A 22,338-nucleotide genomic window follows, 5' to 3' on the forward strand; every position below is an offset into this window, starting at 1 on the left:
GATTCTGTGAACCAGTTGTCCTTCTTCTCTGCCGACACGGACGCGCCCGACGTGCGCGACCTCGGCGGACTGCTGGCCGCGCAGGGGCAGGCGGCCGCGGCGGCGGACCGGGCCAGGGTGTCGGTGGTCGTCGACGCGCAGTGGCGCGCCGAGGCGATCGCGGAACTGATCGAGGAGGCCGGACTGGCCGCCGAGCTGACCCGATCCGACGAGGGGAGCCCGCTGGTGCGGACGGCCTCGGTCCCGGAGCTCCTCGCGCTGGCGACCGACTGGACCAAGGGCGCGGTCAAGGCGGTGCCGGCGGGATGGATCCCCGGGCCACGGGCGCTGCGGGCGTGGACGCTGGCCGCCGGGCACACCGAGGCGGACGGCGAGCGCTTCGTGCTGGGACTGGACCCGCACGCCCCAGACACCCACGCGGTGCTCGCCCAGTCCCTGATGCGGGCCGGCATCGCACCCACTCTGATGGGCACCCGTGGCGGGCACCCGGGACTGCGGGTGGTGGGGCACCGTCGGCTGCAACGGCTGGTCGAGAACGTCGGGCAGCCGCCTGACCGGCCGGAGGCGCGCGGCGCGTGGCCGCGGGTGTAGAAAGTCGACACGGGATTGATCTGCAAGGATGGGGCACGCGGTGTGTCACTGTTAGTACTTGACACGTGATCGCCCATTCGAGTCGAGGAAGGTGCAGGCAGCAAGGTGGCAGCTCGGGATAAGGACACGGCGGGGGACTCCTCGACCGGCCAGACGCGCCGTCTCGTGATCGTCGAGTCGCCGACCAAGGCCCGCAAGATCGCCCCGTATCTGGGCAAGGACTACGTCGTCGAGGCGTCGGTGGGACACATCCGTGACCTGCCGCGCGGCGCCGCGGACGTGCCGGCGAAGTACAAGGGCGAGCCCTGGGCGCGGCTGGGCGTCAACGTCGACCAGGACTTCGAGCCGCTCTACGTGGTGAGCCCCGACAAGAAGTCGAAGGTCGCCGAGCTCAAGAGCCTGCTCAAGGACGCCGACGAACTCTTCCTCGCCACTGACCCCGACCGCGAGGGCGAGGCCATCGCCTGGCACCTGCTCGAGACGCTCAAGCCGAAGATCCCGGTGCGCCGGATGGTCTTCCACGAGATCACCAAGCCCGCCATCCTGGCCGCCGCCGAGGACACCCGCGAGCTCGACCAGGACCTGGTCGACGCGCAGGAGACCCGCCGCATCCTCGACCGCCTCTACGGCTACGAGGTCAGCCCGGTGCTGTGGAAGAAGGTCATGCCCCGGCTGTCGGCCGGCCGCGTGCAGTCGGTGGCCACCCGCGTCATCGTGCAGCGCGAACGCGAGCGGATGGCGTTCCGGTCCGCGGAGTACTGGGACATCTCCGCGACCCTCGACGCCGGCGCCGAGGCCAGCCCCCGCAGCTTCGGGGCCCGGCTGGTCAGCGTCGACGGCGCGCGGGTCGCGTCCGGCCGCGACTTCGGCGCGGACGGCGCGCTCAAGTCCACCGGCGTCACCGTGCTGGACGAGGCCAAGGCCCGTCGGCTCGCCGACGCGCTGCACGGCGTCGACCTGACGGTCTCGTCCGCCGAGGACAAGCCGTACACCCGCAAGCCGTACCCGCCGTTCATGACCTCGACGCTGCAGCAGGAGGCGGCCCGCAAGCTGCGGTTCTCCTCCGAGCGCACCATGCGCACCGCGCAGCGGCTGTACGAGAACGGCCACATCACCTACATGCGTACCGACTCGACGACGCTGTCGTCGTCGGCGATCGACGCTGCCCGGGCCCAGGCCACCGAGCTCTACGGCGCCGAGTACGTGAGCCCCTCGCCGCGTCAGTACACCCGCAAGGTGAAGAACGCGCAGGAGGCACACGAGGCGATCCGCCCCGCCGGCGACGTCTTCGCGACCCCGGGACAGCTGCACAGCCAGCTCGGCACCGACGAGTTCAAGCTCTACGAGCTGATCTGGCAGCGCACCGTCGCCTCGCAGATGCAGGACGCGCGCGGCACCACGCTGACGCTGCGCATCACCGGCACCGCGGGAACCGGGGAGGAGGCCACCTTCTCGGCGTCCGGTCGGACCATCACGTTCGCGGGCTTCCTCAAGGCGTACGTGGAGAGCGTGGACGAGGAGGCCGGCGGCCAGTCCGACGACGCCGAGTCCCGGCTGCCGGTGCTGGTCGCGGGGCAGGCCGTCACGGCCACCAAGCTGGACCCGGACGGCCACACCACCAACCCACCCGCCCGTTACACCGAGGCCAGCCTGATCAAGACGCTCGAGGAACTCGGCATCGGCCGGCCGTCCACGTACGCGTCGATCATCAAGACCATCCTGGACCGCGGCTACGTATACAAGCGCGGCAGCGCGCTGGTGCCGGCGTGGGTGGCGTTCGCGGTGATCGGTCTGCTGGAGGCGCACTTCGGTCGGCTGGTGGACTTCGACTTCACAGCAGGCATGGAGGACGACCTCGACGAGATCGCCGGTGGACGCGAACAGCGCGGAAACTGGTTGTCCGGCTTCTACTTCGGCGGTGAGCACGGCGCCGAGGGTTCGGTGGCCCGCTCCGGCGGTCTGAAGAAGATGGTCGGCACGAACCTCGAGGACATCGACGCTCGCGAGGTCAACTCGATCCGGCTCTTCGACGACTCCGAGGGCCGTGAGGTGCACGTGCGGGTGGGCCGGTTCGGGCCGTATCTCGAGCGCATGGTTGTCAATCCCGATGACCCCGAAGGTGATCCGATCTCGCAGCGGGCGAACCTGCCCGACGACCTGCCGCCGGACGAGCTCACCCCGGAGTACGCGGAGAAGCTGTTCGCCACCCCGCAGGACGGTCGCAAGCTCGGCGTGGATCCGCTGACCGGGCACGAGATCGTCGCCAAGGAAGGGCGTTTCGGTCCCTACGTGACCGAGATCCTGCCGGAGCCGGAACCCGAGCCGGAGCCGGACATCGTCCCGGTGCCGGTCGCGGAGACCGCCGACGCGGGTGAGGGCACGGTCAAGACCAAGGCCCCCGCCAAGAAGGCGCCCGCGAAGAAGGCCGCGAAGAAGGCGGACGGACCCAAGCCGCGTACGGGTTCGCTGCTCAAGACCATGGACGTCGCGACGGTGACGCTCGAGGACGCGCTGCGACTGCTCTCGCTGCCGCGCGTGGTGGGCGTCGACCCGGAGTCGAAGGAAGAGATCACCGCGCAGAACGGCCGTTACGGGCCGTACCTGAAGAAGGGCACCGACTCCCGTTCGCTCGCGAACGAGGAGCAGATGTTCACGGTGACCCTCGACGAGGCGCTGAAGATCTACGCCGAGCCGAAGCGTCGTGGCCGGCAGGCCGCGGCCACCCCGCCGCTGCGTGAGCTCGGCAACGACTCGGCGACCGACAAGCCGATGGTGATCAAGGACGGCCGCTTCGGCCCGTACGTCACCGACGGCGAGACGAACGCCAGCCTGCGCAAGGGCGACGAGGTGGAGTCGATCACCGACGAGCGGGCGTCCGAGCTGCTCGCGGACCGCCGGGCCCGTGGGCCGGCGCCGAAGAAGGCCACCAAGAAGGCCGCCGCGAAGAAGGCACCGGCCAAGAAGGTCGCCGCCAAGAAGGCGCCGGCGAAGAAGGCCGCGGCGAAGAAGACCGCCGCGACCAAGACGACAGCCGCCGCGACCAAGACGGCCGCCAAGAAGACGGCGGCCAAGAAGGCACCGGCGAAGAAGTCGACCACGACGGAGTCCTGACCGCGCGCGGGTCGGGCTCGGTCGGTGGCGACCGATAGGCTCGCGGCGTGGCAGGAGTATTCGACAGGCTGGTCGGTCAGGGGCACGTCGAGACGGAGTTGACGGGCGCCGCGACGGCGGCACGCGGCGGCGCGCAGTCCGCGGGTTCGCTGATGACGCACTCGTGGCTGTTCACCGGACCGCCCGGCTCGGGCCGATCGGTGGCGGCGCTGTGCTTCGCCGCCGCGCTGCAGTGCACCGACGCCGGCGTCCCGGGCTGTGGGCAATGCCACGCCTGCACCACCACCATGGCGGGCACCCACGCCGACGTGCGCCGGGTGGTCCCGGAGGGGCTGAGCATCAGCGTCGCGGAGATGCGGGCCATCGTGCGCACCGCCGCCCGCCGCCCCAGCACCGGCTACTGGCAGGTGGTGGTGATCGAGGACGCGGACCGGCTCACCGAGGGTGCGGCGAACGCGCTGCTCAAGGTCGTCGAGGAGCCGCCGGAGCGGACGGTGTTCCTGCTGTGCGCGCCGTCGGTGGACCCGCAGGACATCTCCGTGACGCTGCGCTCGCGGTGCCGGCACGTGGCGCTGGTGACGCCGTCGGTCGACGCGATCGCCGGGGTGCTGCGCGAGCGGGACGGACTGGACCCGGAGACCGCGCGGCTGGCGGCCTCGATCAGCGGGGGACACGTGGGCCGGGCCAGACGGCTGGCCACCGACTCGGAGGCCCGTGCTCGGCGGGACCAGGCCCTGGGCCTGGCGTCCGCGGCCACCCGGCCCGGCACCGCCTACGCGGCGGCCGACGAGCTGGTGCGGGCCGCCGAGGCCGAGGCCAAGGAGATGAGCGCGTCGAGGGACGAGCGGGAGACCGAGGAACTGCGCACCGCACTGGGTGCGGGCGGCACCGGCAAGGGCGCCGCCGGCGCGCTGCGGGGCTCGGCGGGGGCGCTCAAGGACCTCGAACGGCGGCAGAAGTCGCGGGCGACGCGGACCGGACGCGACAGCCTGGACCGCGCGCTGATCGACCTGGCCGGGCTCTACCGGGACGCGCTGGCCGTCTCGCTCGGCTCGGACGCGCAGCCGAACCACCCGGACAAGGCGGACCAGGTGCGGAAGATGGCGGCCGCGGGGAGCCCGGAGGCGCTGCTGCGCTGCATCGAGGCCGTGCTGGACTGCCGGGAAGCGCTCGCCGTCAACGTCAAGCCCAGGTTCGCGGTGGCCGCCATGGTGGCCCGGTTGGGCGCGGCGCTGAACTGAGCAAGCCTGGCCGAAGGGGCCGGGGTGGGGGTCAATTTTCGTATCCGGGGCCGATGCCGCTAGACTCCTGCTGGTTCGATCGCAAGGTCGGACACGCCGCCTTAGCTCAGTCGGTAGAGCATTTCACTCGTAATGAAAAGGTCGACGGTTCGATTCCGTCAGGCGGCTCCGCAGAAAGCCCCTCACCTGGAACATCAGGTGAGGGGCTTTCTCGTGCTCGGTTGTTCGCCCCGGTGCTCGGGGCTCGACGAGCGGCTAGTCCGTGAAGGCGTCCTTGACGTTGTCGCCGGCCTTCAGCCTGGATTTCGCCTGGTCGGCCTTGCCCTCGTTCTCCCAGCTTCTTGTCGTCCGTGGCGCCGCCCACGGCTTCCTTCGCCTTACCGGCGATGTCGTCCGCTGCGAGCTTGGCCTTGTCTACGAATCCCATGCCCACTCCTAGAGGTGTCGCACTTCGAATCTTTCAACTGGCCTCACCCAACGCGCGGGGCTTCCGACGGCAACTCCGCGAGCCGCGCCGGGGGAGTCGACGCCCCCGGAACATCCGGATCACTTCAAGACCGGCCCTTCCGGTCCTCCCCGGCGAGGGCGAGACTGTTGGGGGCGGCATTTCCGCCGTCGAACGTATAAAACGAGAGAGCAGGCGAGCCGCACCTGGCTCACGCGGCATTCGGCTGCGGATGAGGGGTCGACGATGATCACTTCACACGGTGCGCGGCGCCCGGCCAGGCTGTTGACACAGGCCGCGCTCGTCGGACTGCTTGCGGTGGTGCCGATTACCACCGCCGCGGCGCCGGCCTTCGCGGCGGACCGAGGGGACGGCTTCGACCACAGCCCGCCCGGCTACGGACCGCAGTACGACTACAACCGGCCGTACCTGTTCCCCGACGAGGGCACGGGCAACGGGCCGGACAGCCTGCCCCCGGAGACGACCTGCCCGTACCCGGAGCGCAGCCCCGGGTGGTGGCAGAACTGCGCCCCGTCGGACGGCTACTGAGCGACGGCGGGTGGCGCGCCCCGGGCAGGTGTCCACGACAGGGGGTGCTGTGGACAACTTCTCCGGGGCCGCATTGTGATCACCTCCGACACCGCGTGCTCACCGGCCGGCAATGTCGTGTTTGCAAAACTATCCACAGTGTGGGTAAGTGCATCAATGCAGGTCAGGTAAGTATCGTCCGCGAGTTCGGCAAACCATCCACAGGTTGCCCACAGCGCGGAGGGTGATGTGCATAGGGTTGTCCACAGCTGTGGGCAAGTGTGTTACCGGGTGATCCGGTCCAGGATCACCGAGTGGACGTGGTGTGCCTTGTCCAGGCCTCGGAAGTCGGCCTCGAAGGTGTCCGGTCCCGCGGTCACCGCGATGCTGCTGGACGAGAAGAACTGCCCGGCCCAGGACTTGTTGCTCAGGAACGACACCGACCGCACGTTCCCGTAGGGAATGGACGTGATCGCGGTCCGCTTGCCGACGAAGCTCTTGTCCTGGATCACCACCCGAAGGTTCGTCAGGCCGATGAATCCGGTGCCCGCGCCGATGCAGTCGTACACCGCGATCACCGTCTCGCCGTCGAGCAGTCCCTGCTGGACCTGCTTGAGCTGTTCGGACTTGTCGTAAATCGGTTCGGTCATGGGTGTTCTCCTACTCCTGGTTCGCGGCCGCGGGTGTCGGGGTCGAGCGTCCGGAGGGGGCCTGCCCCTTCGGACTATTGTCATCTCACCCTGTTTGCAGCCGATTCCGGCGGAATGGAAGTGATCCGATGGTGGTGTCGCAGCACGGGCCGCGGGTGCGACGGGTCCGGGCCCCGCTCGCCGCCGCGTCCGGGGCGGCGGCGGCCGCGACGCTGTTGTGCCTGCGCGACCCGCACCGGCCCGGCGCCTACGGCGTCTGCCCGTTCCACGCACTGACCGGACTGTGGTGCCCGGCCTGCGGGGGTCTGCGGGCGAGCGCCGACCTCGTGCACGGCGAGGTTGCGGCCTCGCTGTCGAGCAACCTGTTCGTCCTGCCGCTGGCCGTGGTGGCGGTCGTGGCATGGTGGGGATGGGCGCGTCGTCGTTGGAACGGGGTCGAGGGTGCGGGCTTAGTGTCGGGACGGCCCGCCACGGTCGCGGTGCTTGCGGTGCTCGCCGTGTTCACGGTGCTGCGAAACACCCCGTGGGGTGCGGCGCTCGCGCCGACCTGACCGCGCCGACCGGCCCGGCAGTCGAATCTCGGAGGTGGCTCGATGGCACTGCAGATCTTCTCGGTGATCGTCCTCGTCGGTGCGTTGGTAGCGCTGATCCCGTTGGCACGACGGGCGTTCGGCAAGCAGGACGAGAACGACGACTGAGCGTCGAACGATCGGGACTCGACAGCGCCGCGCGGCGGGGCCATGCTCAACTATGAGCGATTCGCTGAAGGCTCGGGTGCGCGAGAAGATGCTCCGCCAGATCACCGAGGACACGGGGTACGCGTCGGGTGGTGCGGAGGAGGACGATCCGCGACTGGTCTCGCTGGACGACGACCTCAACGCGCTGGACGGGGCGTCCGAGGGCGACCCGGTGATCGAGGAACTCGCGGCCAAGTACTGGGTGCCCTGACCCGGGTCGTCGACCGGCCGAGGCGGCCTTCCTTCCCGGCCAGGGTCGGGCTGCCGAAAACCATACTCACCTGCGGCTACGGCGGCTTCGGAGCGTATAAATACATCTTGTGTCTAAGTTGCATTCTGCTGCCGAGCAGGTCTACCGCGAGGTCAAGGAGCGGATCCTGTCCGCCGGGCTGCCTGGCGGCGAGCTGATCAGCGAGGGCGAGATCGCCGCCGAGATGGGCACCTCCCGAACCCCCGTGCGCGAGGCATTCCTGAGGCTCGAGGCGGAGGGCTGGATGCGGCTCTACCCCAAGCGCGGGGCGCTGGTGGTGCCGGTCGCGGACGGCGAAGCCGAGCACGTGGTCTCCGCGCGCCGCCTGGTCGAGGCCGACGCGGTCCGGGCCGTCGCCGCGGCGCCCGCCGCGCGCGCCGAACTGGTCCGGCGGTTGCGCGCCGGCCTCGACGAGCAGCGGGCCGTCGCCGCGGCCGGCGACGTCGCCGAGTTCAGCGGGCTCGACGCCGATTTCCACCGGCTGATCGTGCAGGCCGGCGGGAACCCGCTGCTCGACACCTTCTACGCGGGCCTGCGTGAGCGCCAGCGCCGGATGACCGCACGCTCCCTGGCCCGCGACCCGCTGCAGCTGGCGTCGATCATCGACGACCACGCGCGGCTGGTGGAGCTGATCGACGCCGGTGCGGCCGAGCAGTTCGAGACCGCCGTCGGCGAGCACATGCGCCGGGTGCACGGCCTGCCCCGGGGCGGCGACCGATGAGCGTTCAGGTCCAGGAAAGCTGGGACACAGCCACTTCCGGCCGGCGGTGGATCCCGCCGTGGATGCTGGTGGCGGCGGCCATGTTCGCGGTCGCCTGGGGCGGCAACCAGTTCACCCCGCTGCTTGTGATGTACCGGCTCGACCACGGCTTCTCTCCGGTGGTGGTGGACGCCTTCCTGTTCGCGTACGTCTTCGGCATCGTGCCCGCACTCCTGGTCGGTGGCCCGCTCTCGGACCGGCTCGGCAGACGGGCGCTGATGCTGCCCGCGCCGTTCGTCGCCGCGGCGGGCTCGCTGGTGCTGGCCGTCGGGGCCGACAGCACCCTGCTGCTGGTCGTCGGGCGCATCCTCAGCGGCATCGGACTCGGCCTCGGCATGGCGGTGGGCGGCAGCTGGCTCAAGGAGCTGTCGAGCGGCCGGTGGGAGACGACGGCCGGTGGCGGCTCCGGTGCGCGCCGGGCCGCGATGAGCCTGACCGCCGGGTTCGCGGTCGGCGCCGGCCTGGCCGGGGTGCTCGCACAGTGGGCGCCGTGGCCGAGTGCCCTGGCGTACGTGCTGCACATCGTGCTTGCCCTCGCCGCGGGCGTCGCGTTGCTGTGGGCGCCGGAGAGCCGTCCGGCGACCCCGCCCGCCGACCGGGCACCGTTGGCCCAGGACCTCAAGATCCCGGCCGCCGCGCACCGCCGGTTCTGGTTCGTCATCGCACCGGTCGCGCCGTGGGTGTTCGGCGCGGCCAGCTGCGCGTACGCGGTGATGCCGTCGCTGATGGCCGAGCACACCGGGGGCCGGCCGGTCGCGTTCTCGTCGCTGCTGTGCGTGGTCGCGCTGGCGTGTGGGTTCGCGATCCAGGCGCTGGGCCGGCGCATCGACACCCCGTCGAGCGCCCGCGCCGTGCTGGTCGCGCTGGGGATCCTGGTGCTGGGCATGGCGGTCGGAGCCGTCGCGGCGGACCGGCTGACGGTGCCGCTGGCGCTGCTCGCCGCGGCGGTGCTCGGCAGCGGCTACGGCATGGCACTGGTCGCGGGGCTGCAGGAGATCCAGCGGATCGCCCGGCCCGACGACCTGGCCGGGCTGACGGCGGTCTTCTACTCGCTGACCTACATCGGGTTCGCGGTGCCCGCGGCGATGGCCCTGGCGGCGGCGCAGTGGCCGGAAACCTTCAGCTACCCGATGCTGTTCGGCGTCGGCGCGGTGGTCGCGGCGTCGAGCCTGGTGCTGGTGGCGGCAAAGTCCCGCGCGCATCTCCCCGGAGCCCGGGGAGATGCGCGCGCGAATCGTGCGAAGGTACCGAATTGACCTGCCTGGGGCAGAAGGCCTAGTCGACCAGCTTGTCCTTCAGGGCGTCGATGGTCTCCTCGCTCAGGCCGAGGCCCTCGGTGAGGTACTTGTCGAAGGTGCCGTAGGTCTCGGTGATCTGGTCGAGCCCGGCCTGGAGGAAGCTCTGGTCGACGCCGAGCACCGGGGTCAGGTTGGCGGCGGCCTGCGGGCCGAGGGCACCGGTGATCTGGGCCAGCGTCCGCTGGTTGGTCGCCTCGAGATAGGTGTTGCTGAGCAGGTAGTCGTCCATGACGGTCTGCACGGGGACCCCGGCGATCGACTGCAGCAGCATCGCGGTCCAGCCGGTGCGGTCCTTGCCCGAGGTGCAGTGGAAGAGCTGCGCGCCGTCGCCGGCGGCGATGTCCGTCAGTACCGGACCGGCCGAAGGGATCGACGGACGGTGGTCGAACCCGGCGTGCGCCGGGCGCGTCAGGGGGCGACGTCACCGACCCCGGTGAACCCGTAGCGCTGATGGGGTCCGATGACTGCCACCTCGAACAGGCCCACCCCGGTGCGGGACACGCCGTCCTCGGTGACAGTGAACCGGGCCAGGTTGTCCACCGGGCACAGCATCTTCTTCCACGGCTCGATCTCCGAGACCTTCTCCCGCTGTCCCTGGACCACCAGTTCGCCCTGCCACATCCCGTGGCGCCAGTCCTGCTCGAGGCCGTAGCCGGTGCCAACGCCGATGTAGTTCGGCAGAACCGGTTCGCAGGTGACGGAGAGGGTGTGGTCGGGCTCGCCGGGTGCGCCCGGACGTCGGAAGTGCAGAGTTCCGGCGGCGACCTCACGGGTACCCGAAACGAAGGTCAGTTCGTGGTCGGGGCGGCCCAGCCACTCCGGTGCCCGGTTGCGGTCCGACCAGACCCGGGTCGCGTCCTCGACCATCCGGCGACCCTGCTGGTCCTCCTGGATGACCGTGACGATGGTGTAGTCGCCGAACTGCATGATCGAGTAGATCCAGAAGAAGTTCTGGCTCCCGGTCAGCGCCGGATCCGCTTTGCGCCCAGGCGGTTCCGCCTCGCCGACCGGCCGTACACCCCAGGATCTGTCGCGGTTGCCGCGCCAGGTGTCCGGGGTGACGGGCATGACCTCGCCATCGACGGTGAGGGAGCCGGACCAGGTGCCGGTCTGCACGAACCGTTGGGTGTCGAACGTGACTCGCTCGAGTTGGCGCTGGAACTGCCTGGTCTCGAGGTTGGCCGGACCGTCGGACTCGAAGACGAGGTCGAAGCTCAGGTCGGGCGCCTCGGGGCTCGGGGCCAGCATTACTCGCAGGCGGTGCAGGCCCTCGAGGACCTCGATCCGCAGGGGTCCGACAGACAGGTCCATACGGTCGTCGCCCAGCGCGCGGGACGCCCGGAAGACGATGTGGTCGTCGCCGCGGCGAAGCACCGCAAAGCCGTCGCACACACCGAGATTGGGGTACTGGCCGAGGCCGATGATGAGGAACAGCGGCTCGTTGTCGCCGTCGACGCCGGCGTGGCAGTTGAAGTAGTAGCGGTCGTAGAAGTTCCGGTCGGACGTGCCGACGTGCCGGATTGTCTCGGCGATCTGGTGCACCGGGTAGTCGTCGAGCGGGGACAGGGTCATTCGGTACCTTTCGATGTGGTCGACGCCCAGTAGGTGCCATCGAGCATGGCCTCGAGCGTCATCTTGTGCAGGATCATCTCGTCCGGGTTCTCCGGCAGTTCGGCCTGGCCGAAGGCCACGGCGCGACTCTGCACACGGAACATGATCACTGCGTGCCGCAGTGCGGCGTAGAGGGTGTAGAAGTCCAGGTCCGCCGGCCGATGGCCGGTCAGCTCCAGGTAGGCGTCCGCCACGTCGTCACGGCGAAGGAAGTCGGGCATTCCGGGGAGGCCGGCCATTGCAGCGAGATCCTCGAAGAACCTGTGCTGGAAGATCATCCAGCCGAGGTCGAGCTCGCGCGGTCCGAGGGTGGCCATTTCCCAGTCGAGGACGGCAGCGGGCTCGAAGTCCCGGTACATGATGTTGCCGATCCGGGCGTCGCCCCAGCAGAGCGCCGCCGGAGCGGCGTCGTTGGGCACGTTCGCATCGATCCAGTCGAATCCCCGCTCGATCAGCGGGGACCGCGGTCCGTCGGCGGTCACCCACTCGTAATAGCGCCGCTGCCCGGCGACGTGTGCGCGCAGTGCCGCCGTCCCGGTCGGTTCTGCGCCGGCGCCGGCCAGGGTTGGGCAGACCCGGTGCGGATCGGCCATGGAATGCAGTTCTGCGAGCACCCGGACCGAGGCCTGCTGGAGTCGAGATCGGTCCTCGGCCGAGGCCTCGGACAGCCAGGATCCGAAGGTGTAGGGCATGACGTCGGGGGGGACGACCCCGTCAAGTCGCTCCATCACGAAGAACTCGCCGCCGAGCGCGTCGGGTGTGTTCTCGGACCAGTACACGCGGGGGATGGGCACCGACGTGTGGGTGGCAACGGCGCGCATGACCTGGAACTGCTGGTCCAGGTCGTAGGACGGGAAGATCGGCACAGCGCTGGCCCGGGGGGCGATCCGGGCGACCAGGCGGTGTTCGGACCGGCGCCCGTCCTCGGTCCAGGTCGCATCGAACAGCACGGTCTCGTTGGACATGCCGTTCGCAGCCGGAACCTCGACCGCGGTCACCGCGGGGTCCGCGCTCGGCTCCAGCACGGTTGCGAGCCAGCGTTCGAGGCTCGACCGCATCACCGCGGGGTCGTTGCGGGATTCGCCCGGGCGGGCGAATTCGGCGTAGTCGGGATCTTCGACTACTTTCTCAGGGGTCATCACCACTCCTCGCGGTTCGGTGGCGCCGATGCGCCCGCGCCAGTAGTCGATACACTTTGTATCGACTAAAGACGTGACAGAATGTAACGGCCATCACATTGAGACGCAAGGGGTTTGCAGAAGAATGTCGAAGGAATCCGAGGCTCAGCATCGGCTCGGGCCGCTGCGAAACCCGGCGATCGACGCGGCGGTGCTGGAGGCCACCAGGCAGCTCCTTGTGGAAAAGGGGTATGCCGGGACCTCCATCGACGCCATCGCCACCCGCGCGGGGGTCGGCCGCCCGACGATCTATCGGCGTTGGCCGTCGAAGGCTCACATCGTCAATGAGGCGGTCTACCCGGTGCTCGACACGGAGCAGGGCGCCGACATCGACACCGAACTCGGGAACGAGGGCTCGATGGGCGACCAGGTCCGAGCGCTGGTCCAGGGTGCGGTCAGGCTCTTCGCCGCCCCGGCCACTCGCGCCGCCGCCCCCGGACTGATGAGCGAACTGCGGTCCGACGGGGCGTTGCGGGACGTCCTGTTGGTGCGCCAGCTCGCCGGGGTCCGCGCCGAGCTGGAGCGCCGCCTCGTATCGGCAAGCGCGCGAGGGGAGATCCGAGACGGGATCGATGTCGACGTGCTTCTCGACATTCTCGGCGGCGCCGCCATCTTCGCGATGTCCGTCCGTGACGTCGACGACCCGGCCCCCGTCGCGGAGGCGTTGGCCGACATCGTGCTGCACGGGATCCTCCCCGAGGCGCAGGCGAGCTCGTGACCCGTGGTGCCTGACCTGCCTACGGCAGGATCTTGTTCCAGAGCCAGGCGTCCCACAGCGGTCGCAGCGGTGCGTCGGTGAAATGCGCTGCCAGGTCGGTGAATTCCTCGGTGGTCACGTTCGAGTGCCGGTACCGGGCGGTCCACTGCCGGAGCAGGTCGAAGAACGGCCCGTCGCCGAGGGCCTGGCGCAGCGCGTGCAGGGTCAGGGCGCCACGCTTGTACACCCGGTCGTCGAACATCAGGTCCGGTCCCGGGTCGCCGAGCAGCAGGTCCTGCGGCAGCAGGCCCAGGTTCAGGTGGGCCTGGGTGGCGATCTCCTGCGCGGACGGACCGCCCGAGTTCTCCGACCACAGCCACTCGGCGTAACACGCGAAACCCTCGTGCAGCCAGATGTCGCGCCACGACCGCAGCGTCAGGCTGTTGCCGAACCACTGGTGCGCCAACTCGTGCGCTACCAGCCGCTCGGAGCCGCGCCGACCGTCGCAGTGGTTGGCGCCGAACACCGAGATGCCTTGCGCTTCAACGGGAATTTCCAGATCGTCGTCGGTGACGAGCACCGTGTAGTCCGCGAACGGGTACGGACCGAACAGCCGGACGAAGGTGTCCATCATCTCCGGCTGCCGGGCGAAGTCGTGCTCGAACCGGGTCCGCAGCCGCTGTGGCAGCACCGCGTGCATGGGCGTCGCGACCTGGTCCGACGGCACCCGCCGCCGCTCGTACGGCCCGATCTGGACGGTGGTGAGGTAGGTGGCCATCGGCTCGCTCTGCTCGTACACCCAGGTGGTGTGGCTGGCCCGGGTCTGCTTGCGCAGCAGGGTGCCGTTCGCCAGCGCGTAGTAGGGCGAGTCGGTGGTGATCGAGATCTGGTAGCTGGCCTTGGAACTGGGGTGGTCGTCGCACGGGAACCACGACGCGGCGCCGTTCGGCTGACTGGCCACGATCGCGCCCTCGGTCAGTTCCTCCCAGCCCACCTCACCCCAGATGCTGCGGATCGGGCTGGGGGTGCCCGCGTACTGCACGGTCACCGACAACGCCCCGCCGGCCGGGATCTTCTGCGCCGGTGTGAGAGTCAGCTTGCCGTGCTGATGGGTGTACTTGGCCGGGCGTGCGCCGTTGACCGTCACCTTGGACACCGTCAGCGCGGGGGAGAGGTCGAACGCGAACTTCGCCCGCACCTCGGTGGCGTTCGCGGTGATCGACGCCTTGCCCGCCAACCGGTTGCTGGGCACCTTGTAGGTCAGCTCCAGTTCGTACCGCGAGACGCGGTAGCCGCGGTTGCCGTTCTGCGGCAGGTACGCGTCGACTGGTTCCTCGTAGAATTTGCCGGCACCGCCGGCGGCGAACTTTCCCGGCTTCATCATCAGGACACGCTCCACGGGCCGATGGGGTTCCCCTGCCATCGAGTGCCCGGCGGCACGGTGTCGCCCCGCATCACCAGCGACGCGGGCCCGACGGTTGCGCCGTCGCCGATGCCGGACGCGGGCAGCGCGACGCAGTGCGGCCCCAGGGTGGCGCCGTTGCCGAGGGTGACGGTGTCCATGGACATGATCCGATCATGGAACAGGTGGGTCTGCACGACGCACCCGCGCTCGACGGTCGCGCCGTCGCCCAGCGTCACCAGATCCGCCTCCGGCAGCCAGTAGGACTCGCACCAGACGCCGCGGCCGATGCGCGCGCCCATGCCACGCAGCCACACGTTCAGCACCGCGGTCCCGGTGGCGGCCCGCGCGAACCAGGGCGCGGCGACGGTCTCGACGAACGCGTCGGAGACTTCGTTGCGCCACACGAACGAACTCCACAGCGGATGCTCGACCTTGCCGATCCGGCCGACGACCAGCCACTTCGCGGCCACCGACACCGCGCCGGCGACCGCACCCGCAACCAGCAGCACCAGCCCGCTGAGCAGCGCCGCGACCGCGAACCCGGCCGCACCAGCCAGCGCCTGCAGGGCGAACAGCACGCCGAGGCCGATGCCGAAGGTGACCGTCACCGGGATCAACCGGCAGGTCTCGACCACCGCCCGCGCGATCTTGAGCCGCATCGGCGGCGCGAACGTGCGGGCCGCGTCGGAGGTGTCGACGGCCCGGCGCAGCCGCACCGGCGGGCTGCCGAGCCACGACGAACCGGACTTCGCCTTGCTCGGCGCGGCGGACAGCACCGCGACCAGACCGTTCTTCGGGACGCGGCGGCCCGGCCCGGCCATCCCGGAGTTGCCCAGGAACGCCCGCTTGCCGACCTTCGCCTCCTGGATGTGCAGCCAGCCACCGCCGAGTTCGTACGACGCGATCATCGTGTCGTCGGCGAGGAAGGCGCCGTCGGCGACGGTGGTGAACTTCGGCAGCAGCAGCACCGTCGACGCCTCCACGTTCTTGCCGACCTTTGCGCCGAGCAGTCGCAGCCAGCCGGGGGTCAGCAGGCTCGCGTACAGCGGGAACAGGAAGGTGCGCGCGGAGTCCAGCAGCCGTTCGGTGGCCCAGACCTGCCAGCCGACCCGGCTGCGCACCGGGTGGTAGCCCTCGCGCAGGCCGATGCCGAGCGCGCGGACCGCCGCGAGCGTCACCGCGGCGAAGACGAACAGGGCGAGCAGCGTCGCCGCGGGCAGCCAGGCCAGCGCCCGCACCATCGCGTCGCCGAGGTCGGCGGCGTCGTGCACGCCCCATCCGACCAGCACGATGCCGGCGGCCAGCGCCAGGATCGGCAGGCCGGAGATCAGCAGGGAGGTGGCGCCGTAGACGGGCACCCACCGGGTGCCGCGGGGTGGGCGCTGCTCCGGCCACGGGTGTGTCGCCTTGCCGACCTTGACGGCGGGGGAGCCGGCCCAGCTCTGCCCGGCCTTGACCCGGCCGAACACCGCGGAACCGGGCGCGACCTCCGCGTTCTTGCCGATCCGGGTGCCCGGCAGGAGGGTGGAACGGGCGCCGACGGCCGCGCCGTCGCCGATCCGGATCGCGCCGATGTGCACCACGTCGCCGTCGATCCAGTGCCCGGACAGGTCCACCTCCGGCTCCACCGAACAGCCCTCGCCCAGCTCGAGCATGCCCGTGACCGGCGGCAGGGTGTGCAGGTCGACGCCGCGGCCGATCTTGGCCCCCAGTGCCCGCGCGTAGTAGATCATCCACGGGGCGCCGGACAGGTTCGCGGCGCCGCTGGCCTCGGTGAGCCGGTGCGCCACCCACAGCCGCAGGTGCTCGCGCCCGCCGCGGGGGTAGGTGCCGGGTTTCAGGCCCCGCAGCAGCAGCCGGGACCCGGCGACGGAGATGGCCATCCGACCGACCGGGCTGATGAACAGCGCGAAGGCGACCAGCACCCACCACCAGGACGCCGTCGGCGCCCACGGCACATCGACGAACCAGGCCAGCACGTTGTTCACCAGCGCCAGCCACGTCACCCACTGCAGCCCGGTCAGCGTGGTGAGCGGAACGGTCAGCGCCACCTGCGCCCACTGGGTGGACCGCGGGGTCGGCGCGACGATCCGGGGCTCGGCCGCGACGGTGGGGGCCAGCTCGTCGAGGTAGTCGGCCAGCGAACCGAGCCGGGGGTGGTCGTAGAGCTGGGCGACGGTGACCTCGGGGAACCGCTCCCGCAGCGCCGTCACCAGCTGCGCGGCCGCCAGCGAGCCGCCGCCGCTGTTGAAGAAGTCGTCGTCGCGACCGGTGATCTGCGCGCCGAGGATCGACGCCCACAGCCCCGCCACCCAGGCGGCGGTGCCGTCGAGTCCCGCGGCGGTCGCGGCGTCCTCGGGTCCGGCGCCGGGCAGCGGCCAGGGCAGGGCGGCCCGGTCCACCTTCCCGGACGTGCGGGTGGGCAGCTCGTCGAGCAGCGCCAACCGGGGCACCAGCGCGGCCGGCAGCTGCTCGGCGAGCAGGGTGCGGGCGGCCGCCACGTCGAAGTCGGGGTCGGTGCTGGCCAGGTAGCCGACCAGGATCGAGTGCCCGGCGGCGGTCTTGCGGACCGCCGCGGCCGCGCCGCTGACGCCCGGCAGGTTCTGCAGCGCGTTGTCCACCTCGCCGAGCTCGATGCGTCTGCCGCCGAGCTTGACCTGGTCGTCGGCGCGGCCCTGGAACAGCAGCCCCTCGGGGTCCAGTCGGACCAGGTCACCGCTGCGGTAGGCGCGGTCCCACCCGAGCGAGGGCATCGGCGCGTACTTCTCGGCGTCCTTGGCGGGGTCGAGGTACCGGGCCAGCCCGACGCCGCCGATCACCAGCTCGCCGACCTCGCCGACCGCAACCGGGACGGAGTCGGCGTCCACCACGGCCAGGTCCCAGCCGTCGAGCGGCAGCCCGATGCGGACCGGGCCGACGCCGTCCATCGGCGCGGCGCAGGCGACCACGGTGGCCTCGGTGGGGCCGTAGGTGTTCCACACCTCGCGGCCCTCGACGGCGAGGCGTTCGGCCAGTTCCGGCGGGCAGGCCTCGCCGCCGAAGATCAGCAGCCGTACCGCCTCGAGCGCCTCGGCGGGCCACAGCGCGGCGAGGGTCGGGACGGTGGAGACGATGCTGACGTCGCGGGAGACCAGCCACGGGCCGAGGTCCATGCCGCTGCGGACCAGCGCGCGGGGAGCGGGGACCAGGCAGGCGCCGTGCCGCCAGGCCAGCCACATCTCCTCGCAGGAGGCGTCGAAGGCGACGGACAGACCGGCCAGCACCCGGTCACCGGGGCCGATCGGCTCCTGCTGCAGGAACATCCGGGCCTCGGCGTCGACGAACGCGGCGGCGCTGCGGTGGCTGACGGCGACGCCCTTGGGGGTGCCGGTGGAGCCCGAGGTGAAGATGATCCAGGCGTCGTCGCCGAGGGTCGGCGGGCGCGGCGTGGCGGGGACCTCGCGGCTCGGCGCGGTGCCCGGCAGCGGCCGGCCCCCGGTGAGGACCGCGGTCACCTGGGCCTCGCCGAACACCAGTTCGGCCCGCTCCTCGGGGTCGTCGGCGTCCACCGGCACGTAGGCCGCGCCGGCCGCGAGCACGGACAGGATCGCAAGGTAGAGGTCGCGGGAGCCGGACGGCATCCGGATACCCACCCGGTCGCCGCCGCCGACCCCGGCCTCGCCGAGTCGCCGTGCGCCCTCCCAGATCTCGTCGAGCAGTTCGGCGTAGCTCAGCGTGACGTGACCGTCGTCGATGGCGGGTGCGTCCGGGAACGTCTCGGCGGTCGCGGTGACGATATCGACGAGGGTGCGCGGTGCGGGCGCCGACGACGAACGCAGGAAGGTCGGAGGGATCAGCTCGGATCGGTCCGTCTGTGACTGGAGTTGCAAACCCGGGGGTCCTTCTCTTAAGTCGGCTGGCTGTCGCTTCGTTATCCCATGGCAAGTTGTCGAGTTGGTGAACAGGTCTCAGCTGCGGGCGCGGAACGACTCGGCTACCGCGCCGCGGCATGTGTGCAGATTACGCCGGTGATTGCCCGGGTCGGCGGTGCCAGATCCGACGGCGGGGCCCGTCGTCCGGTGACCGAGAGCCGCTACTCGGCGGCGGTGGAAGCGCGCGGGGTCGAGGCGGTGGCCCCGGGATGGACGGCGGTGGCCCGCAGGGCGAGGAATTCGGCCTCGTAGGCGGCGCAGGCGGAGCGCAGCGCGGGACCCGACCAGGTCGACGGCAGCAGCTCGGGCGGCAGTGCCGGATCGCGCAGTAGGTGGCGGATGCTCGCCGCGGTGACGGTGAAGCGATCCACGCGCCGACTTGCCTCGCCGAACAGGGCGAGGAGTTCCTCGGCGGCCCTGGCCCAGCCGTCCAGGTCCCACAGGTCGCGGGCCAGGCCCTGCGGGTCCTCGTTCGGCCGACCGGTGAACCTGCGGATCTGACTGTCCAGGTGCGGCGGCCACTCCTGGCTGAGGTTCGCCGGACGCATCCACACGCCCTCGCGGACCTCGCCGAGGCGCTGCAGGTCGAGGTCGGCTCGAAGGGCGGCGCGGTCTGCGGCGCTCCGGCCGGTGGTGGTGATCACGGCGATGTCCCAGTCGCCTTGCCACGGAAGAAGTTTCGGTGCAATCGCTTCGTCCTGGCGGCGCTGACGGTCCAGCAGTCGGCGGCTGAGTCGGTAGGTGTGGTCGGCGCGCTCGAGGTCGCCCGCGGCGACCATGCGGGTCAGTGCCACCCGCAGCGCGGACTCGGAGATGTCGAACATCTCGACCGCCCGGACGAGGTCGCGCACGGCAAGCGCCGGGGGGTGCAGGCTCAGCAGGACGCTGAGCACCACCGAGCGTGCGGTGAGCCGTCGAAGTGTGAGCTGTCCGCTGTCGCTCGCCCCCGCCTCGGTCATGGCGTTCCCTCCCGCTGCCGCCGCGGCAGGTTCTCGAATCGTCGCATTTGTCCAGGTCTCCGTCGGTTCGGGTGTTGCGCGGCGCCCGTATCCGGCAGAACAACGGTATACGGCCGCAATCTGAATTACGCATCTACAACAGCGAGGCGAGTGGCGATCTGTGAGCTTCGTTACACTGTAAAAGTTAACCGCTAATCCACGCCTAGTGTTTCGCGGTACTGTCCGTCCTCGCAGGTTGGCGCCCGAATCGTGGGTTGTTCCGGCTTCGGCGAGCGGGCTGTCCGTTCGTCGACAGGGGAGAGACGTTGACCGTGAAGGTGGCAAAGGCCGCGTTGGTGACCGCAGTCGGGGTACTGCTGGCGCTGCCGCTCGCACCCCCGGCCGCGGCCGTCACCCCGGACGGAGGGAGCCTCGGCGCGCAATGGACCGAGACCACCGACGGCCCGCAGCAGTACCCCGGCGTGCACACCGAGTGGGATGTGCCGATCACCATGAGCGACGGGGTGGTGCTCAAGGCCAATGTGTACCGGCCGGCGGACGCGTCCGGACGGGCCGTGGACACGAAGACGCCGGTCGTCGTCAACATAACCCCGTACACGAAGCTGGTCTCGGCGGTCGCGAACGCGGCGCTCTCGGTCCCGCAGCTCGGCGAGCCGATCATGGACTTCGCCCGGAGCCTGAACCTGTCGGGTACCCCGGTCAGTGGTCTCGCCGACCTGATCAAGACGGCCTCCGGCGGCGGACTGCGGACGTTCAGCGTCGACCCCAAACTGATCCAGAGCGGCTACACCCAGGTGGTCGTCGACGTTCGCGGGACCGGTTTCTCGCAGGGAACCTGGCAGGTCTTCCAGTCCCGGGAGCAGCAGGACACTCTCGAGACCATCGACTGGGCGTCGAAGCAGCAGTGGTCGGACGGCAAGGTCGGCATGAACGGGGTGTCCTACTCCGCGATCAACCAGGTGCAGGCAGCGAGCAAGCGTCCGGCCGCGCTGAAGGCCATCGTCCCGATCGAGCCCGGCGGCGACATCCTGCGTGACGTGGTCGCGCCGGGTGGCGGCATCGGCATCGGCTTCATGCCGGTGTGGCTGGCCGCGGTCAACGGGACGAAGTGGCTTCCGGACGTGCAGTCGCTCCTCAACGGGACCTTCGACTGGAAATGGTTGGCGGACCGGCAGTCCGACCCGCTCACCTTCGTGCCGCTGCTGCTCAACGCCCTCACCGTGCCGAGTGTCGACGCCGTCACGCCGGATCTGAAAACGCTTCTCGCGGAAGGCAGCTCGTTGCGCCGCGACCTGGCCTCGAGTCCGGAGAACATCACCGCCCCGACGATGGTCTACGGCGGGTGGCACGACATCTTCGCCAACAGCGAGCCGAAGATCTACAACGCCATCCCGCTGCCACCCGGCCAGAAGCAGCTGATCATGGGCGACACCTACCACCTGAGCTTCGGCTCCGCGTTCGGTGAGCCAGGCAACCCGCCGCGGCTCGACGTGCTGCAGCGCGCCTGGTTCGACCGCTGGCTCAAGGGCATCGACAACGGGATCGACAGCTACGGCCCGGCCACCCTCTACCAGCAGGGCGGCGGCTGGACCAGCACCGACCAGTTCCCGCGGTCGGGCATGACGCATCAGCGGATGTACCTCGACGCGCGGTCGAGCGGCACCGCGAACGGCAGCGTCCACGACGGCAGCCTGGTGGCCACCAAGCCCGCCGACGGCGCGACACTGACGGTCGCGCCGGGCCTGGCGACGCTTTGCTCACGGGACTCCGCGCAGCAGACGATCGGCATCACGGCGGTACTCGACGCCTGCGGCAAGGACTCGAGGTTCAGTCAGCAGAACGCGCTCAGCTTCACCAGCGAGCCGGTCACCGTCCGGACGGAGATCTCCGGCTCGGTGAACGTGCACCTGAACACCGTGCTCGACGCCACCGACGGCTACTGGGCCGCCACCCTCAACGACGTTGCGCCGGACGGGACTTCGACGGTGCTCACCAGCGGACAGCTCACGTCGTCGCTGCGTGCGATCGACGACGCGAAGAGCGGGAAGGCGGCGAACGGAGACTTCACGGATCCGTTCTACCGGCTGACTCTGGACAGCCGGCAGCCCGTGGTTCCCGGGCAGCCGCTCGCATTGGACGTGGGTCTGACCGCCACCGATGCGGTGCTGGCCCCCGGCCACCGGCTCAGGGTCGACGTGTACGCCGCCAACTTCCCCAAGGGTTTGTTGCTTCGGCCGCTGCTCGACGAGAGCGGCCTGGAGTCGCAGCGTTTGGTGCTGGATCCGAACGCGCCCAGCTTCGTCAACGTCCCGGTCGGCACGCCGATCCGCTGAGGTCGATGAGTTTGCGCGCGCCGGCGGGTCTACCTCGGTGGAAGCTGTCGTAGGTAGGCGGTCGACAGGCTGGGAGGAGATCCGATGTTGGACCAGGAGTTCACGGCGGTACTGCAGAAGAGCCCGAACAAGGGCGGTTGGACGTACGTGGTGTGGCCGCAGTCGGTGGAGTTCTTCGGTACCCGGGGCCTGGTGAAGGTCAGCGGCACCGTCGACGGTCACCCGTTCCGCAGTTCGTTCATGGCTATGGGCGACGGCACGCACAAGCTGCCGGTCAAGACGGAGGTCCGCCGGGCCATCGGCAAGGAGGCCGGGGCGACGGTGACGGTTCGGCTGACCGAGCGGATCGTGGAGGACTGAGGTCGAGCGAGAAGGTTTGTCCCCGACGCGGGCTGGGTTCTGTCATCGGTTAGTGTCGAAACAGTGCAGACCGGTTGTGGCCGAGTGTGTCTCGACCACAACCGGTCCGGTTGTGGTGGGTGCAGGTCATCGCTTGGTGACGTACCGGGTCTGTGCCTGCGGGTCAGACTCCAGGGATCGCGCGCCGGTTGTGGGCCGGCCTCGGTCTTCGCAACGGGTCCACCCAGGCGGGTGGGGTGAACCTGGGGGTCCCCCCTGCACGAAGTGCTTGGG

At 70.4% G+C, this 22,338-nt stretch carries 18 protein-coding genes and 1 tRNA gene; 12 read left to right on the forward strand and 7 right to left on the reverse strand.

Going from position 1 to position 22,338, the window contains the following annotated elements; all coding sequences use genetic code 11:
- Positions 1-6 precede the first annotated feature (6 nt).
- The 5 genes from RT2_RS14320 (at position 7) to RT2_RS14340 (ending at position 5,937) form a co-directional block, all read left to right on the forward strand.
- On the forward strand, positions 7-591 hold the full coding sequence (locus RT2_RS14320; protein ID WP_072845462.1) for a hypothetical protein: 585 nt from the start codon (positions 7-9) through the stop codon (positions 589-591).
- Positions 592-696: 105 nt separating this feature from the next.
- Positions 697-3,702 carry a type I DNA topoisomerase gene (gene topA / locus RT2_RS14325; RefSeq protein WP_072845463.1) on the forward strand — a complete coding sequence of 1,002 codons (3,006 nt, stop codon included), beginning with the start codon at positions 697-699 and terminating at the stop codon, positions 3,700-3,702.
- A 47-nt stretch (positions 3,703-3,749) separates the two neighbouring features.
- Positions 3,750-4,943 carry a DNA polymerase III subunit delta' gene (locus tag RT2_RS14330; RefSeq protein WP_072845464.1) on the forward strand — a complete coding sequence of 398 codons (1,194 nt, stop codon included), beginning with the start codon at positions 3,750-3,752 and terminating at the stop codon, positions 4,941-4,943.
- A gap of 95 nt (positions 4,944-5,038) precedes the next feature.
- Positions 5,039-5,111, forward strand: a tRNA-Thr gene (locus RT2_RS14335).
- A gap of 523 nt (positions 5,112-5,634) precedes the next feature.
- The gene (locus RT2_RS14340) at positions 5,635-5,937 is read left to right on the forward strand and encodes a hypothetical protein (RefSeq protein WP_072845465.1); all 303 of its coding nucleotides are present in this window, start codon (positions 5,635-5,637) and stop codon (positions 5,935-5,937) included.
- A 263-nt stretch (positions 5,938-6,200) separates the two neighbouring features.
- On the opposite strand, the gene RT2_RS14345 is transcribed toward RT2_RS14340, so the two are convergent.
- Positions 6,201-6,566 carry a PH domain-containing protein gene (locus tag RT2_RS14345; protein ID WP_072845466.1) on the reverse strand — a complete coding sequence of 122 codons (366 nt, stop codon included), beginning with the start codon at positions 6,564-6,566 and terminating at the stop codon, positions 6,201-6,203.
- Between the two features lie 128 nt (positions 6,567-6,694).
- On the opposite strand from RT2_RS14345, the gene RT2_RS14350 reads away from it, so the two are divergent.
- The 4 genes from RT2_RS14350 (at position 6,695) to RT2_RS14365 (ending at position 9,569) form a co-directional block, all read left to right on the forward strand.
- On the forward strand, positions 6,695-7,117 hold the full coding sequence (locus RT2_RS14350; protein ID WP_072845467.1) for a DUF2752 domain-containing protein: 423 nt from the start codon (positions 6,695-6,697) through the stop codon (positions 7,115-7,117).
- 199 nt (positions 7,118-7,316) lie between these two features.
- Positions 7,317-7,514 (forward strand): hypothetical protein, encoded by a 198-nt coding sequence (locus RT2_RS14355; RefSeq protein ID WP_072845468.1) that lies wholly within the window; start codon positions 7,317-7,319, stop codon positions 7,512-7,514.
- A gap of 109 nt (positions 7,515-7,623) precedes the next feature.
- Positions 7,624-8,274: a GntR family transcriptional regulator gene (locus RT2_RS14360; protein WP_072845469.1), complete on the forward strand. Its 651-nt coding sequence runs from the start codon at positions 7,624-7,626 to the stop codon at positions 8,272-8,274.
- A 62-nt stretch (positions 8,275-8,336) separates the two neighbouring features.
- Positions 8,337-9,569, forward strand: a complete 1,233-nt coding sequence (locus RT2_RS14365; protein WP_245709136.1) for an MFS transporter — start codon at positions 8,337-8,339, stop codon at positions 9,567-9,569.
- Positions 9,570-9,588: 19 nt separating this feature from the next.
- On the opposite strand, the gene RT2_RS14370 is transcribed toward RT2_RS14365, so the two are convergent.
- The 3 genes from RT2_RS14370 to RT2_RS14380 are packed head-to-tail and all read right to left on the reverse strand — an operon-like array spanning position 9,589 to position 12,361.
- On the reverse strand, positions 9,589-10,023 hold the full coding sequence (locus tag RT2_RS14370; RefSeq protein WP_083577381.1) for a tyrosine-protein phosphatase: 435 nt from the start codon (positions 10,021-10,023) through the stop codon (positions 9,589-9,591).
- Entirely contained in the window at positions 10,020-11,183 is a 1,164-nt protein-coding gene (locus RT2_RS14375) for an Rv3169 family protein (RefSeq protein WP_072845471.1), read from the reverse strand. Before RT2_RS14375 ends, RT2_RS14370 begins: the two co-directional genes overlap by 4 nt.
- Entirely contained in the window at positions 11,180-12,361 is a 1,182-nt protein-coding gene (locus RT2_RS14380) for a phosphotransferase family protein (protein WP_072845547.1), read from the reverse strand. The genes RT2_RS14375 and RT2_RS14380 overlap by 4 nt, the downstream gene beginning before the upstream one ends.
- A gap of 124 nt (positions 12,362-12,485) precedes the next feature.
- Between RT2_RS14380 and RT2_RS14385 the strand changes: the two genes are divergently transcribed.
- Positions 12,486-13,118 (forward strand): TetR/AcrR family transcriptional regulator, encoded by a 633-nt coding sequence (locus RT2_RS14385; RefSeq protein WP_072845472.1) that lies wholly within the window; start codon positions 12,486-12,488, stop codon positions 13,116-13,118.
- 19 nt (positions 13,119-13,137) lie between these two features.
- On the opposite strand, the gene RT2_RS14390 is transcribed toward RT2_RS14385, so the two are convergent.
- The 3 genes from RT2_RS14390 to RT2_RS14400 all read right to left on the reverse strand — a co-directional run bounded on the left by RT2_RS14390 (position 13,138) and on the right by RT2_RS14400 (position 19,372).
- Complete coding sequence (locus RT2_RS14390) at positions 13,138-14,478, reverse strand: M1 family metallopeptidase (RefSeq protein ID WP_072845548.1); 1,341 nt, start codon at positions 14,476-14,478, stop codon at positions 13,138-13,140.
- Positions 14,479-14,480: 2 nt separating this feature from the next.
- Complete coding sequence (locus RT2_RS14395) at positions 14,481-18,371, reverse strand: Pls/PosA family non-ribosomal peptide synthetase (RefSeq protein ID WP_072845473.1); 3,891 nt, start codon at positions 18,369-18,371, stop codon at positions 14,481-14,483.
- A gap of 203 nt (positions 18,372-18,574) precedes the next feature.
- Complete coding sequence (locus tag RT2_RS14400) at positions 18,575-19,372, reverse strand: PaaX family transcriptional regulator C-terminal domain-containing protein (protein WP_072845474.1); 798 nt, start codon at positions 19,370-19,372, stop codon at positions 18,575-18,577.
- Positions 19,373-19,683: 311 nt separating this feature from the next.
- Between RT2_RS14400 and RT2_RS14405 the strand changes: the two genes are divergently transcribed.
- Both RT2_RS14405 and RT2_RS26460 read left to right on the forward strand, forming a co-directional pair.
- On the forward strand, positions 19,684-21,705 hold the full coding sequence (locus RT2_RS14405) for a CocE/NonD family hydrolase (protein ID WP_083577382.1): 2,022 nt from the start codon (positions 19,684-19,686) through the stop codon (positions 21,703-21,705).
- 84 nt (positions 21,706-21,789) lie between these two features.
- Positions 21,790-22,065 (forward strand): DUF1905 domain-containing protein, encoded by a 276-nt coding sequence (locus RT2_RS26460; protein ID WP_072845476.1) that lies wholly within the window; start codon positions 21,790-21,792, stop codon positions 22,063-22,065.
- Positions 22,066-22,338: the final 273 nt, after the last annotated feature.

This window comes from Rhodococcus tukisamuensis NBRC 100609 (assembly GCF_001894985.1).
Lineage (GTDB): Bacteria > Actinomycetota > Actinomycetes > Mycobacteriales > Mycobacteriaceae > Rhodococcus_G > Rhodococcus_G tukisamuensis.

Coding starts and splice junctions, on each gene's coding strand:
- RT2_RS14340 (WP_072845465.1), top strand. CDS start 5,635: ATGATCACTTCACACGGTGCGCGGCGCCCGGCCAGGCTGTTGACACAG.
- RT2_RS14345 (WP_072845466.1), bottom strand. CDS start 6,566: ATGACCGAACCGATTTACGACAAGTCCGAACAGCTCAAGCAGGTCCAG.
- RT2_RS14350 (WP_072845467.1), top strand. CDS start 6,695: ATGGTGGTGTCGCAGCACGGGCCGCGGGTGCGACGGGTCCGGGCCCCG.
- RT2_RS14355 (WP_072845468.1), top strand. CDS start 7,317: ATGAGCGATTCGCTGAAGGCTCGGGTGCGCGAGAAGATGCTCCGCCAG.
- RT2_RS14365 (WP_245709136.1), top strand. CDS start 8,337: ATGCTGGTGGCGGCGGCCATGTTCGCGGTCGCCTGGGGCGGCAACCAG.
- RT2_RS14375 (WP_072845471.1), bottom strand. CDS start 11,183: ATGACCCTGTCCCCGCTCGACGACTACCCGGTGCACCAGATCGCCGAG.
- RT2_RS14380 (WP_072845547.1), bottom strand. CDS start 12,361: ATGACCCCTGAGAAAGTAGTCGAAGATCCCGACTACGCCGAATTCGCC.
- RT2_RS14385 (WP_072845472.1), top strand. CDS start 12,486: ATGTCGAAGGAATCCGAGGCTCAGCATCGGCTCGGGCCGCTGCGAAAC.
- RT2_RS14390 (WP_072845548.1), bottom strand. CDS start 14,478: ATGAAGCCGGGAAAGTTCGCCGCCGGCGGTGCCGGCAAATTCTACGAG.
- RT2_RS14400 (WP_072845474.1), bottom strand. CDS start 19,372: ATGACCGAGGCGGGGGCGAGCGACAGCGGACAGCTCACACTTCGACGG.
- RT2_RS26460 (WP_072845476.1), top strand. CDS start 21,790: ATGTTGGACCAGGAGTTCACGGCGGTACTGCAGAAGAGCCCGAACAAG.